13 protein-coding genes and 1 pseudogene are annotated in these 13574 nt (G+C 59.4%); 8 read left to right on the forward strand and 6 right to left on the reverse strand.

Annotation, left to right across the window (positions count from 1 at the left end):
• Window positions 1-31: 31 nt before the first annotated feature.
• The 4 genes from pheS (at window position 32) to pheT (ending at window position 4765) form a co-directional block, all read left to right on the forward strand.
• Window positions 32-1105 (forward strand): phenylalanine--tRNA ligase subunit alpha, encoded by a 1074-nt coding sequence (pheS, locus tag ACR1XY_RS09835; protein WP_480592642.1) that lies wholly within the window; start codon window positions 32-34, stop codon window positions 1103-1105.
• Window positions 1106-1423, forward strand: a complete 318-nt coding sequence (locus ACR1XY_RS09840) for a hypothetical protein (RefSeq protein ID WP_480592644.1) — start codon at window positions 1106-1108, stop codon at window positions 1421-1423.
• Between the two features lie 72 nt (window positions 1424-1495).
• Window positions 1496-2290, forward strand: a complete 795-nt coding sequence (locus ACR1XY_RS09845) for a CE1 family esterase (protein ID WP_480592646.1) — start codon at window positions 1496-1498, stop codon at window positions 2288-2290.
• A 78-nt stretch (window positions 2291-2368) separates the two neighbouring features.
• Window positions 2369-4765, forward strand: a complete 2397-nt coding sequence (pheT, locus tag ACR1XY_RS09850; RefSeq protein WP_480592648.1) for a phenylalanine--tRNA ligase subunit beta — start codon at window positions 2369-2371, stop codon at window positions 4763-4765.
• A gap of 77 nt (window positions 4766-4842) precedes the next feature.
• On the opposite strand, the gene ACR1XY_RS09855 is transcribed toward pheT, so the two are convergent.
• Window positions 4843-5112, reverse strand: a complete 270-nt coding sequence (locus tag ACR1XY_RS09855) for a hypothetical protein (protein WP_480592650.1) — start codon at window positions 5110-5112, stop codon at window positions 4843-4845.
• A gap of 48 nt (window positions 5113-5160) precedes the next feature.
• Window positions 5161-5361: a hypothetical protein gene (locus ACR1XY_RS09860; RefSeq protein ID WP_480592652.1), complete on the reverse strand. Its 201-nt coding sequence runs from the start codon at window positions 5359-5361 to the stop codon at window positions 5161-5163.
• A gap of 228 nt (window positions 5362-5589) precedes the next feature.
• Between ACR1XY_RS09860 and ACR1XY_RS09865 the strand changes: the two genes are divergently transcribed.
• Both ACR1XY_RS09865 and ACR1XY_RS09870 read left to right on the forward strand, forming a co-directional pair.
• Window positions 5590-6039, forward strand: a complete 450-nt coding sequence (locus tag ACR1XY_RS09865; protein ID WP_480592654.1) for a YtoQ family protein — start codon at window positions 5590-5592, stop codon at window positions 6037-6039.
• Between the two features lie 198 nt (window positions 6040-6237).
• Window positions 6238-7044 carry a mechanosensitive ion channel family protein gene (locus tag ACR1XY_RS09870; RefSeq protein ID WP_480592656.1) on the forward strand — a complete coding sequence of 269 codons (807 nt, stop codon included), beginning with the start codon at window positions 6238-6240 and terminating at the stop codon, window positions 7042-7044.
• Between the two features lie 133 nt (window positions 7045-7177).
• Here the strand turns inward: ACR1XY_RS09870 and ald are convergent.
• A pseudogene (gene ald, locus ACR1XY_RS09875) lies at window positions 7178-8294 on the reverse strand (alanine dehydrogenase).
• 138 nt (window positions 8295-8432) lie between these two features.
• On the opposite strand from ald, the gene ACR1XY_RS09880 reads away from it, so the two are divergent.
• Window positions 8433-8891, forward strand: a complete 459-nt coding sequence (locus ACR1XY_RS09880) for an Lrp/AsnC family transcriptional regulator (RefSeq protein ID WP_480429839.1) — start codon at window positions 8433-8435, stop codon at window positions 8889-8891.
• Window positions 8892-8894: 3 nt separating this feature from the next.
• Here the strand turns inward: ACR1XY_RS09880 and ACR1XY_RS09885 are convergent, their stop codons facing one another.
• Complete coding sequence (locus tag ACR1XY_RS09885; RefSeq protein ID WP_480592661.1) at window positions 8895-9734, reverse strand: CPBP family intramembrane glutamic endopeptidase; 840 nt, start codon at window positions 9732-9734, stop codon at window positions 8895-8897.
• Between the two features lie 283 nt (window positions 9735-10017).
• On the opposite strand from ACR1XY_RS09885, the gene ppk2 reads away from it, so the two are divergent.
• Window positions 10018-10935, forward strand: coding sequence for a polyphosphate kinase 2 (gene ppk2 / locus ACR1XY_RS09890; protein ID WP_480592663.1), 918 nt, complete (start codon window positions 10018-10020; stop codon window positions 10933-10935).
• A 56-nt stretch (window positions 10936-10991) separates the two neighbouring features.
• Here ppk2 and ACR1XY_RS09895 read toward each other — a convergent pair whose 3' ends face one another.
• Both ACR1XY_RS09895 and ACR1XY_RS09900 read right to left on the reverse strand, forming a co-directional pair.
• Window positions 10992-12188: a CAP domain-containing protein gene (locus tag ACR1XY_RS09895; protein WP_480592665.1), complete on the reverse strand. Its 1197-nt coding sequence runs from the start codon at window positions 12186-12188 to the stop codon at window positions 10992-10994.
• Window positions 12189-12391: 203 nt separating this feature from the next.
• Complete coding sequence (locus tag ACR1XY_RS09900; protein ID WP_480592667.1) at window positions 12392-13519, reverse strand: CAP domain-containing protein; 1128 nt, start codon at window positions 13517-13519, stop codon at window positions 12392-12394.
• Between the last annotated feature and the right edge of the window lie 55 nt (window positions 13520-13574).

A 13574-nucleotide genomic window follows, 5' to 3' on the forward strand; every position in this document is an offset into this window, starting at 1 on the left:
AGCAGGTTACCGACCAAATTCAGAGGGCGTCATGGACGATCTTAAGGCAAAATATCTGGGCCAAATCACTGAGGCAGCCGACGAGAACGCGCTTGAGGCGATCCGCGTCGCCGCCGTGGGCAAAAAAGGCGAGGTCGCGCTGAAGATGCGCGAGCTGGGCAAAATGACCCCCGAAGAGCGTCAGGTCGCAGGCCCCGCGCTGAACGCCCTGAAGGATGAGATCAATTCGGCCCTGTCCGCCAAGAAAGCCGCTCTGGCCGATGCCGCGCTGGATGAGCGTCTGCGCACCGAATGGCTGGACGTCACCCTGCCGACCCGCGCGCACCGTCAGGGCTCGATCCACCCGATCAGCCAGGCGACCGAGGAACTGACCGCGATCTTTGCCGAACTGGGCTTCTCGGTGGCCGAAGGGCCGCGGATCGAAGACGACTGGTACAATTTCGACGCCCTGAACATCCCCGGCCACCATCCTGCGCGGGCCGAGATGGATACGTTCTACATGCACCGCGCCGAGGGCGATAATCGCCCGCCGCATGTACTGCGGACGCACACGTCTCCGGTGCAGATTCGCTCGATGGAGAAACAGGGCGCGCCGATCCGCGTGATCTGTCCGGGCGGCGTGTACCGCGCCGACTATGACCAGACCCACACCCCGATGTTCCATCAGGTCGAAGGGCTGGCCATCGACAAGGACATCTCGATGGCGAACCTGAAATGGGTTCTGGAAGAGTTCGTGAAGGCGTTCTTCGAGGTCGACGATGTTGAGTTGCGCTTCCGCGCCTCGCACTTCCCCTTCACCGAGCCATCGGCCGAGGTCGATATCCGCTGTTCCTGGGATAACGGCCAGCTGAAGATCGGCGAGGGCGACGACTGGATGGAGATTCTGGGCTCGGGCATGGTCCACCCCAAGGTGATCGCCGCCGGTGGCATCGACCCCGAGGTTTATCAGGGCTTTGCCTTTGGCATCGGCATCGACCGTCTGGCGATGCTGAAATACGGCATCCCCGACCTGCGGGCGTTCTTTGACAGCGACCTGCGCTGGCTGCGCCACTATGGATTTGCAGCGCTGGATATGCCGAACCTGCATGGTGGTCTGAGCCGGTAAATGTATCCGCTGGGTGTATATCTGGCGCGCTATGTTGATTGGTGGCACCGCAGAGTAGCTAAGTTTCCATTTTTGTGGCTTGTCGGATTTGGTGTTGCGATTGGCGTTCTTCAGTTGTTGGTAGAACGTTCGTTTGGGTATTTCTTTGCTTGGGTTTTGTTGTTCGCGGTTGTCGCGTTGTTTCCGGGAGTGTGGGCGGCTCTTTTGGCGACACGAAACGGTTTCTTAAAGAAAGTGAATCCACGGAAAGAAACGGAAGACCGAAAAGCCATGTCCAAGAAGTTCATTGATGAATTCGCGAAAAGGCGGTCGAAATAGCAGCGCGCCTCGTTACGCTTGCCCACGGGGTTGTTAAGTGACAGCGGGCATGGGGGCAGTAGGCTCCGGGCTATGATGTGCCGACTGATTTGTTTTCTGATGCTGATGGCCTCTCCGGCGCTGGCCGCGCGGGAGTGTCATGGGGATGCCGCCTGCCCGTTGGGCGACCGTTCGTATCATGTGCTGGAACCCGATGGCTGGGACGGGCAAAGCCCTCTGCCCGTGTTGCTGCATTTCCACGGCTGGTCCCGGCAGGGCACGGTGGTGGTGAACCACGAACGGATCGCCGGGGCGACCAAGCTGCGCGGCGTGTTGTTGGTGGCCCCGAACGGGCTGGGCAAAAGCTGGAATTTCTGGTCGGCGGATACCGGGGATGTGCCTTTTGCCGACCGGGTACTGGAGGATGTCGCCAAACGCTATCCGATTGACCCCGAGCGCATCTATGTCTCGGGCTATTCCTTTGGCGGCGCGATGGCGTGGCGCTATGTCTGCCAGTCCGGCAATGACACGGCGGCGCTGTTGGCCGTTGCGGGCAGCATCCGCCAGACCGAAGCCTGCCCCGAAGCCCCGCGCGAGGTGCGCCATGTGCACGGTCTTAGCGATACGGTGATGGATTTCCCCTATGGCGCGGGTGGTGACACGACCTATCCGGTGACGCTATGGCGCGAGAAGTACAACTGCAACGGTGCTATCCCGCGCGGGGATTGGAGCGTGAAACCGTTCCTGACGCTCAGCCGTGTGGAATGGACCGATTGCGCGCAGGGGCAGGTGGTGCTGGACACCCATCCCGGCGGGCATTTCATCCCCCATGGCTGGATCGGCTGGCAATTGGACGAGCTTTTGGGCCGCACCCCCACCTATCCGTGACGCGCAGCGCTTGCACCCCGGCGCAATCTTTGCCATTGCCTGTGCCGACTGGATGTTTGCCAAAAAAGGCCCCGTGCAATGAAATTCACTCTGTCCTGGCTGAAAGACCACCTCGACACTGACGCCTCGGTTGATGAGATCGCCGAAGCGCTGACCGATCTCGGGCTTGAGGTCGAAGAGATTGTGAACCCGGCGGACCGGCTGGCAGGCTTTACGCTGGGCTATGTGAAACATGCCGAGAAACACCCCGACGCCGACAAGCTGCGCGTCTGCAAGGTGGTCACGGATGAAGGTGAGCTGCAGATCATCTGCGGAGCGCCCAACGCGCGTGAGGGCATCACCGTCGTGGTTTGCAAACCGGGCATGTATATCCCCGGTCTGGACCTGACCATCAGCGTCGGCAAGATCCGTGGCGTCGAGAGCTTTGGCATGATGGCGTCCGAGCGTGAGCTGGAGCTGTCGGATGAACATGACGGCATCATCGAGCTGCCCTCGGGCGAGGTAGGTGACAAGTTCATCGACTGGCTGGCCGAGAATGATCCCTCGAAGGTTGACCCGATGATCGAGATCGCGATCACGCCGAACCGCCCCGATGCGCTGGGCGTGACGGGCATCGCACGCGATCTGGCGGCGCGGGGTGTGGGTACGTTGAAAGAGCGTGACTATGTGCCGGTGCCGGGCGATTTCGAAAGCCCGATCAAGGTGACCATCGACGAGGATACTCTGGACGGGGCGCCGCATTTCACCGGTCGTCTGATCAAGGGCGTCAAGAACGGCCCCAGCCCGCAATGGCTGCAGGATCAGCTGAAGGCAATCGGTCTGCGTCCGATCTCGGCTTTGGTGGATATCACCAACTACATGACCTTCGACCAAAACCGCCCGCTGCACGTCTTTGATGCGGACAAGGTGCAGGGCAACCTGCGCGTTCACCGCGCCAAGGGAGGCGAGACGCTGGTAGCGCTGGATGAGAAAGAATACACCCTGCAGCCCGGCATGATGGTGATTTCGGACGACAAAGGCGCGGAATCCATCGCCGGTATCATGGGCGGCGAGAAAACCGGTTGTACCGAGGACACGGTGAACGTGTTCCTCGAAAGCGCGTTCTGGGATCATGTGCAGATCGCGCTGACCGGTCGTGCGCTGAAGATCAACTCGGACGCGCGGTACCGGTTCGAGCGCGGTGTGGACCCTGAATACACCCTGGAAGGGTTGGAGCAGGCGACACAGATGATCCTGGATATCTGCGGTGGCGAGGTGTCTAAGGTGGTCGAGGCCGGCAAAGCCCCGAACCACGCGCGCGCTTATAAGCTGGATGCCGAGCGGGTTCAGTCTCTGGTCGGTATGGACATCCCCGAGAGCGAGCAGCGCCAGACCCTGACCCGTCTGGGTTTCCGTCTGGAAGGTGAGATGGCCCATGTCCCCAGCTGGCGCCCCGATATCATGGGCGAGGCCGATCTGGTGGAAGAGGTCGCGCGGATTGCCTCGCTGACCAAGCTGCAGGGCAAACCTCTGCCGCGTATTTCCGAGGGTATCCCGAAACCGGTGATGACCCCGACGCAGCGCCGTCAATCCATGGCACGGCGCACCTGTGCGGCGCTGGGGTACAACGAATGTGTGTCCTATACGTTCATCGATCAGGCCTCGGCGGCGCTGTTCGGTGGTGGGGACGCGGCGACTCAGCTGGAAAACCCTATCTCGTCCGAGATGAGCCATATGCGCCCTGATCTGCTGCCCGGCCTGCTGCAGGCTGCCGCCCGCAATCAGGCGCGCGGCTATGCTGACGTGGCGCTGTTCGAGGTCGGCCCCGTCTTCCACGATGGAGAGCCCGGCGACCAGAAAACCCAAATCACCGGCCTGCTGGTTGGCCGCAACGGTCCCAAGGACGTGCATGGCGCCTCGCGCCCGGTCGATGTTTTCGACGCCAAGGCCGATGCCGAGGCCGTGCTGGCCGCTATCGGTGCGCCCGCCAAGGTGCAGATCCTGCGCGAAGGTGATGCCTGGTGGCATCCGGGCCGTCACGGTAGGATTTGTCTGGGCCCAAAAAAGGTGTTGGGCGTGTTCGGTGAACTGCACCCGCGTATCCTGCAGGCGATGGATATCAAAGGCCCGGCAATGGCCTTCACCATCTGGCCGGACGAGGTGCCTCTGCCCCGGAAATCCGGTGCGACCCGGGCGGCGTTGGAACTGCGTGACCTGCAAGCGGTCGAGCGTGACTTTGCCTTCGTCGTCGATGAAGGTGTCGAAGCGCTGACACTGGTGAACGCCGCAGCCGGAGCCGACAAGGCACTGATCGAGGATGTGCGCGTCTTTGACGAATTCATCGGCGGCAGCCTGGGTGAGGGCAAGAAATCTCTGGCCATCACTGTGCGCCTGCAGCCGACGGATGCGACGCTGAAGGAAAAAGACATCGAAGCGGTGGCCGAGAAAATCATCGCCAAGGTCACTAAGGCCACCGGCGGGGTTCTGCGCGGGTAAGCCGACTGGTTGTATGACCATTCCAAGAAGAAGGGCCTCCTAAATCGGAGCCCCTTTTTAGTTTTGTAGACGCCTGTTCAGTACGAGATATTTTCGTGCAGAAAGTCTTTCCAGCTAACAATGTGGATCCACTTTTTCGCGAAGCGCTCGACAAACTTTTTGGCGAACGCATCGATGTAAGCGTGATCCGCTGGCGACATTGCTTCCCCTTTGCGATCACCCGACGGAATGCGCAATGTGTCAGGGTCTTTGTAAGCCGGTAGACGTGCTGGGTTGTTGGTTCCGTTGTCTCGGCAGATTTGATCCAGCAACAACATTAAGTAGTGAGTTTGGGTTTCGTCCGCCAAGCGATGGCATTCTCTTTTTTAGATGCTGTATCTCAAGTCCAAGACTTCTTATTGAAGTCTGAATATCTCTTCCCGAAGCTCCTCATTCGTCGCTGCTTTCTGTTCGGCTTTGATCTTCTGCGCGACTGCGGCGCCCAGCATATGGGCCATATCTTCCATATCGCGGTTTTGCTGACGGCTACGCTTGTCCTGTACCTGAGTTTTCTTCGTCAGCCCGGCGCGATCGAACCCGTCCAAAAACTTGCTCATATTCTTGCCTCTTCTGTCCCAACCGTTTCTTCTCTGGTCGAACCGTGGTCGTCGGAAACTGTTTAAAATCATCGCCTTACTCGCACACCGTCGAATTTGCGAGAGTGGTCAACAACCTTTCAGCTCCTGCGGGTGCAGGGGAAAAAACCGCTCCCTTTGCCCGATCCCTCTCTTGGGTTGTCGCAGCAATAGCACTAGGGTCGCCGCAAAAGGTTTAAGGAGACACCCATGGGACTGAACGTTTACCTCTCTGGCGAAATCCATACTGACTGGCGCGAACAGATCATCGACGGAGCACAGGGATTGGACATCACCTTCAACAGCCCCGTCACCGATCACGACGCCAGTGATGATTGCGGTGTCGCCATTCTGGGGGCCGAACCGAACAAGTACTGGCACGACCACAAGGGCGCAATGGTCAATGCGATCCGCACCCGCAAGGGTATTGCGGATGCCGATGTGGTCGTTGTCCGGTTTGGCGAGCAGTACAAACAATGGAACGCAGCCTTTGACGCGGGCTATGCGGCGGCGCTGGGCAAGTCATTGATCGTGCTACACGGCCCCGATCACCAGCACGCGCTGAAGGAGGTTGACGCCGCTGCGCTGGCCGTGGCCGAGCAGCCCTCTCAGGTTGTTGAGGTGTTGCGCTACGTTCTGACCGGGAGGCTGCCGGGCTAAGCAGCCAGCAACAAGGGCTGTGCTCAGCCCGTGCGATCTGCAGCCGTCTTGTTGGCCCTGTCAACTGGTGGACGTTCGTCGGTCAATAACGGGGAAAACCGGGGAAACTGGCACCTAGACCCAACCGCTTTTTTTGCTAAAACTTTGGCGAATCCCGCGCGACAGACGCGGGTTTCCTACTGTTGAAAGGAGAGTCGCGTGGATGAGGTCGTAACACAGGTGGGTGCGTTTGCCCCGCTGATCATAAACGCGGTCAAAGCGCTGATCGTTCTGATCCTGGGCTGGATCGTGGCAGGTGCGATTGCAGGAATGGTGCGTCGGCGGATCAACGCGACGCCGCAGATTGACCCGACCTTGGGCAATTTCGTCGCCAGTCTGGTCAAATGGGTCATCCTTGCGATGGTTCTGGTCGCCGTTCTGGGGATTTTCGGGATCGAGGCCACCAGCATCGTTGCCATTCTGGGTGCCGCGTCGCTGGCAATTGGTCTGGCGCTTCAGGGGACACTCAGCGATTTGGCGGCTGGTGTCATGCTGGTGGTTTTCCGCCCGTACAAGTTGGGCCAATATGTTGATATTGGCGGCACTGCGGGAACGGTGAAGGACCTGAACCTGTTCACCACCGAACTGGTGACGCCGGACAATGTGCAGATCATCGTGCCCAACGGGCAAAGCTGGGGTTCGATCATCACCAACTACTCGGCGCATGACACGCGGCGTGTCGATCTGGTGTTTGGCATCGACTATGGCGACAGCGCGGACGAGGCGATGAAGATCATTCTGGATGTCGCCAAGGCAGACGAGCGGATTCACAGCGATCCTGAGCCCTGGGTGCGGGTGACCAACTTGGGCGACAGCTCGGTCGATCTGACCGCGCGCCTGTGGTGTGCCGCAGCGGATTACTGGGATGTGAAATTCGAAGTCACCAAGGCGGTGAAAGAGGCGTTCGATGCCAAGGGCGTTTCGATCCCGTATCCGCATTCGGTGGAGATCCACAAAGAGGCGTAAGCCTTCCGCTCGTCGATCGGGCATTGAAATGCCCTCGTCCGGTTGGGCCGGGCGCCGCACGTTTGGCACGTCGCCCATCCCAAGTCTGTAAAGCGCCCTTTGGAAAAGGACGCTTTCAGAGGCAGGAGTGCTCTTAGTTTAGTAGAGTTGTAGGATCGACAACGTCGATGCTGAGGGCAGTGCCGACAGCTTCGTAGGTCAACTTACCGGCGTGGACGTTCAGACCTGCCAACAGGTGCTCGTCGTCCTTGCAGGCCTGTTTCCAGCCCTTGCCTGCCAGCGACAACATGAACGGCATGGTCGCGTTGCCCAGTGCGATGGTGGACGTACGGGCAACCGCGCCGGGCATGTTGGCGACGCAGTAGTGCATGATGCCGTCTACGTCGTAGATCGGGTCTGCGTGAGTGGTGGCTTTCGACGTCTCAAAGCAGCCACCTTGGTCGATGGCCACGTCCACCAGAGCCGCGCCGGGTTTCATGGTCGACAGTTGTTCGCGGCTGATCAGCTTCGGAGCAGCAGCACCCGGGATCAGAACCGCGCCGATGACCAGGTCGGCATCCTGGATCAGTTCGGCGGTTGCACCGGCTGTCGAGTATTGGTTCTTGAAAGTACCCACCGAAAACATCATCCAGATAGCGCAGGCGCGGCAGCGAGCGGTCCAGAACGGTGACATCTGCACCCATCCCGGCGGCAATCTTGGCTGCGTGAGTACCAACAACACCGCCGCCGATCACGATGACTTTGGCCGGACCAACACCCGGAACGCCGCCCATCAGAACACCACGGCCGCCATTGGCTTTTTGCAGAGTCCACGATCCGACCTGCGGTGCCAGACGGCCCGCAACTTCGGACATCGGCGCCAGCAGCGGCAGGCCACCTTTGGAGTCGGTCACGGTTTCATATGCGATTGCGGTACAACCCGATTCCAACAGATCATGGGTCTGATCCGGGTCCGGTGCCAGATGCAGATAGGTGAACAACAGTTGACCTTCGCGCAGCATCTTGCGCTCGACCGCTTGTGGTTCCTTGACCTTGACGATCATGTCGGCGGTGGCAAACACCTCTTCTGCGGTGTCCAGGATCTGGGCGCCAGCGGCGATGTAGGAGTCGTTGTCAAATCCCGAACCGATTCCGGCACCGGTCTCGATTACAACTTCGTGGCCGCGTGCGACGGCCTCTTGCGCCGCGTTAGGCGTTATGCCGACGCGAAACTCCTGTGGTTTGATTTCCTTGGGGCAACCGATCTTCATTTCTCGCTCCTCCATTCATAAACTGCATAAATAATGGGCGTTTCGGAGCGCAATTTCTGTGAAACTCTGCCTGCGATTGGGGTTTTTTTCGGGAGAATCTTCTGTATTCTAACGGAAACTTGCAATGGACTTGCGCCGATGAGCCTGGATACGACGGATAGAAAGATTTTGGCGGCCCTTCAGCGTGACGGTCGTATGTCGAATGCTGAACTGTCCGAGCAGGTGAATCTGTCTCCGTCGGCCTGTCATCGACGGGTGCAGAGGCTGGAGGCGGACGGGTATATCCGCAATTACGTGGCACTGCTGGATGCGCGCAAGATGAATGTGCCGACGACGGTGTTTGTCGAAATCACCTTGCAGGGGCAGGCCGAAGAGCTTCTGGACGCGTTCGAAAAGGCCGTGGCACGCATTCCCGATGTGCTTGAATGTCATCTGATGGCTGGCACGGCGGATTACATTCTGAAGGTCGTCGCCGAAAACACCGAGGATTTTGCCCGCATCCACCGCCAATACCTGTCGCGCTTGCCGGGGGTGGCGCAGATGCAAAGCTCATTCGCATTGCGCACAGTCTTCAAGACCACCGCCCTGCCGGTGTGACGATCAGACCGGGCCGGGATAGGTGAACAGGGTCAGATGCAGGGCGTTAAACCCGAAATGCATCAAAACCGGAACCCAGAGCCGCCCGGTTGCATGGTAGCCCAACCCGCAGGCCGCCCCGAGGATCGATGCGAACGCCACCAGCGCCAGCCCTCCGCTCGCGTGGACCAGACCGAACAGCAGGCTGGCAACTGCAATACCCAAGGTGGTCCCGGTTTTCGAGATGAGGAGCGATTGCAAATAGCCGCGGAAAAAGGCCTCTTCCGTCAGGCAGGTCAGAAACAGGTTCGACAACGCGAAAACCATCCACCAATGGGGCAGGCCGACCTCCAGCCGGACCGCGCCTGTGGTGAGCCCCAACAGGAAAAGCGCAGGCAGCAGCAGCAGGCCACCCACCAGCGGTTTGGCTTTGGTCGGTTTCGCACCTTGGATCATTCCGGGCCACGCCAGCAGGACGGCAAACAAAACCAGCGGCTTGTCCAGATTCAGGTACATGGTGAAGTCGGTACTGTCTGGCCCGGCCTGTACCCGGTCCAGCACCAGCAGGTTGTGAAACCCGGGAAACAGATGGGCCCCCAACCCAAGGTACCACAGGATCAGTGCCAGATGCCCGGCCAAAGCCACAGGCCCGTAAAGCAGCCGCAGCCCCGCCGCGCTCAGCATCCCAAGGCCCGCAACCCCCACCGCCAGTGGTGTGACCAGACCAAGCGCCAGCGCGATGCAGCCGAGCAAGGCCAGCAGGGTCAGGCCCAGTCCCTGTCGACCCGACACGGCGCTTGTTTGCGCGGCAATCAGGATGAACCAGGGCCAAATAGCGGGCAGAAGGGACAGAAATTGCGCCACGGTCGTCTCATGCTTTGACAGGCCGTTTTTGCCGTTGGATTGTGGTCCGTGGCAAGGGCGTAAACGGCAGTTTTATGCCAACCCGTTGGCAATGCGGCAATTCTGACGCTTGTGTCCCGTCGCTAGCGGGTTCAAATAGGGAAAGGCCGAACGCCCGCCTGCGTTGCATGTATCAGCGTCCGCAGCGCATACTTGGCGAGGGTTTCATCAATTTCTCTGATGACATCAGGCGGTTACACACGCCCTGTACGGTCCGGACCCGATAGACGATAAGGATGTGACCTTGGCTTACGAAAACGAATACGCCCCCAAAGACTGGCTGGAAGCCGAGTTGGAAGACACGCTGGACGAAGATTTTGAGATTGAATTCAGCGAGCCTATGCTCTCGATGGAAATCCGAAAGATCTACAAGGACCAGCACCCCAACATGTTGGACCGCAAGGTCTACTTCCGCAACCTGCTGCGCCTACAGGCCGAACTGATCAAGGTTCAGGACTGGGTACAGCATACCGGGGCCAAGGTTTGCATCCTGTTCGAAGGCCGGGACAGTGCCGGCAAAGGGGGTGTAATCAAGCGGATTACCCAGCGCCTGAACCCGCGGGTTGCCCGCGTTGTCGCCCTGCCTGCGCCCAGCCGACGCGAGCAGAGTCAGTGGTATTTCCAGCGCTACGTTCCGCACCTGCCTGCGGCGGGCGAGATCGTTCTGTTCGACCGCTCCTGGTACAACCGCGCCGGGGTCGAGCGGGTGATGGGTTTTGCCAGCGAAGATCAGGTTGAGCAGTTCTTTCAGGACGTTCCCGAATTCGAACGAATGCTGGTGCGGTCCGGAATAATCCTGCTGAAATACTGGTTCTCGATCACCGATGAAGAACAGCAGCTGCGATTCCTCATGCGTATCCACGACCCGATGAAACAGTGGAAACTGTCACCGATGGATCTGGAATCCCGCATCCGCTGGGAGGCCTATACCAAGGCCAAAGAGGACATGTTGTTCCGCACCAATATCCCCGAGGCACCGTGGTACATTGTCGAAGGAAATGACAAGAAACGCGAACGCCTGAACTGTATCGAGCATCTGCTGACCAAGGTTCCCTACACCGATGTGCCGCAGGAAAAGGTCAATCTGCCAGACAGACGCTACAACCCGGAATACGAACGCCGCGTCCTGCCGGATGAGTTGCACGTACCCAAAATCTATTGATCACGAAAAAACGCCCCAGAAACCGGGGGCGTTTTCAGATTGGACTGTCGGGAACATCAGAACAGGAAATACTCCTGTGCCAGGTCTGACACCTGCGTGTTCGCCAGAATCAGGCTGTTGCCGTTGCCGTCGTCGATGACTACGTCGCTGCCGGACTGCGAAACGTGATTGTTCATCAGATCGCTGTACCCGGTGATCGAGGCCGGGCCTCTGAGGTCTATGTAATCGTCGCTGGAGAAGTCCAAAACGGTGTCCTTCCCGGTGGTGAACACGAACAGGTCTGAACCGGACCCGCCGGTCAGGTTGTCGTCGTCGCGGCCACCGTACAGAATGTCTTTTCCCGCTCCGCCAAAAAGGTCATCTTCGCCACGTTCACCCCGCAAGACGTCATTGCCGTTGCCGGATTGCAGCCGGTCGTTTTCGGTGCCGCCCAGCATCAGGTCATTGCCGTTACCGCCATGCAGCCTGTCGTTGCCCCGGCTGCCCTGGATAAAGTCGTTTCCGTCCGCGCCTCTCAGAAGGTCCGTTCCCTGACCGCCGATGAGGGCATCATTGCCGCCATAGCCGATCAACGTGTCATTGCCCGTACCGCCGTGAAGAAAATCGCCGCCGTTTGCGCCGGTAAGCGTGTCGTTACCGCCGCGTCCTTCCAGTGCCCCGGCCTGGTCGAGTTTCAGGGCGAACCAGTTATCCCCACTGTCTCCGATTGTGCCGGCGTTTACATATTCAGGACCCGGCTCAACTGGTGCGGGTGCAGGCGCGGGGACGGGCGTGGGTGCGGGTGTCGAGCCACCGGTATCCAGTTGAACCGTGCCTGTGGTCCGGGCAAAGTTCTGTGTCACGATGATCGCATTGTAGCCGCTGAAATTGCCGACCTCGATGCCGATCCCAACCAGGGTGACGTTCGGGTCAAGGATGTTCGCCTTGTGGCCCGGGCTGTTCATCAGGCTGTTGTGCAGGTTCACAACGTCGTCGGACAGGCCAGGCTCGCCGCGAACGCTCTGCCAGGCGATGTTTTCGGTTGCGCGCCAGTTGCCCGCGAAATTGAACCCGGCATCTTCCATCCGGTCCCAAGGTTGCGAACCACCGACACCAGTATGGTCGAACCGATTGGTGTTCAACATCCATTGACTGTGGTCTTCGGCGGCCTCGTTCAGGTTGAGTTCAAGCTGGACGGGGGCCAGCCCCGCCCGCGCGCGCTCTGCATTGATCAATGCAAGCATCTGCCGTTCTAGATCGCTAGCGGTTGACATGATTCTGCCTCCAGTGGATTGCGTTATTTTGGCGGGACATTAATGGCGAGACTTTGGCGGGATAAGGTCGCAAACTGGACGCCCCGGCCTTCTGAGCGAATTGTCACCGCCGGTTTTGCCTCATTTGTGCAAAAAATCGCGCAGAATACCTCTTCGTATCGGAACGGGGCACCAAACAGGTGCCCCACAGGCCGTTTCTGAGGTTAGGCGAAGTCCATCATGCAGAAATTATCGATGGAGATGAAGGTGAAGAAATCGTCCTGCATGTCCGCGCCCATGTCCGGCGTGACATCGGTTTCGGCCGGAGCGTCATCACACATGTCCGAGGTCAGCATGAAGTCATCCTCAACCGCCGCTGTATCGGTGGCCGGCGAATCGTTCAGCCTGAAGTCATCGACCAGAACCAGAAGGTCGTTGACGAAACCTTCGATCGCCGCAAGGAACTCTTCCACGTCAAAGCAATCGCTCGCCGGGGCTTCAGTGACATCGGTGTCGGGCGTTTCGTCTTCCGGTTCCTCGGTCTCGGTGACATCGGTGTCTGGCGTTTCGCCTTCCGGTTCCTCGGTCTCGGTGACGTCGGTGTCGGGCGTTTCGTCTTCCGGTTCCTCGGTTTCGGTGACATCGGTGTCGGGCGTTTCGTCTTCCGGTTCCTCGGTTTCGGTGACATCGGTGTCGGGCGTTTCGTCTTCCGGTTCCTCGGTCTCGGTGACGTCGATGTCGGGCGTTTCGTCTTCCGGTTCCTCGGTTTCGGTGACATCGGTGTCGGGCGTTTCGTCTGCCGGCTCTTCAGTCTCGGTGACGTCCGTGTCGGGCTCTTCCGCCACGGGCTCTTCCGCAACAGGCTCTTCAACCGGCGGGGTCGGCGCAGCGCCGTTGTCCAGCACGACGGTGCCATCGGTGGTGGCAAAGTTCTGGGTCACCATGACGGCGTCCCAACCGTTATAGTCGCCTTCCTCGATACCGATACCGATATATTCGTAGTCAGGGTTCAGAATATTGGCGCGGTGGCCGGAGCTGTTCATCAGGCTCTGGTGCAGTTGTTCGACATCGTCACTGATACCCTCGGCGCCGCGTTCCGATTGCCAGGCGATGTTTTCACCCGACCTCCAGCTGCCGGAAAAGTCGAACCCGGCGTCCCGCATCCGCTCGGTCGCGCTGGAACCGTTCGATCCGGTGTGGCTGAATGTATCGGCGTTCAGCATCCAGGTGCTGTGATCCTCGGCCGAGTCATTCAGACGGGTTTCCAGCTTCAGCGGGTTCAGCCCGCGGGATGTGCGCTCATCATTAATAAGCGCCAGCATTTCTTGCTCGAATGTACTTGCAGTAGACATGGTAGCCTCCGTTTGTGTGGTCGTCTGTTCAGACCGGGCCAGTTACAGCGGGCAC

Source organism: Ruegeria sp. AD11(2025), assembly GCF_056542405.1.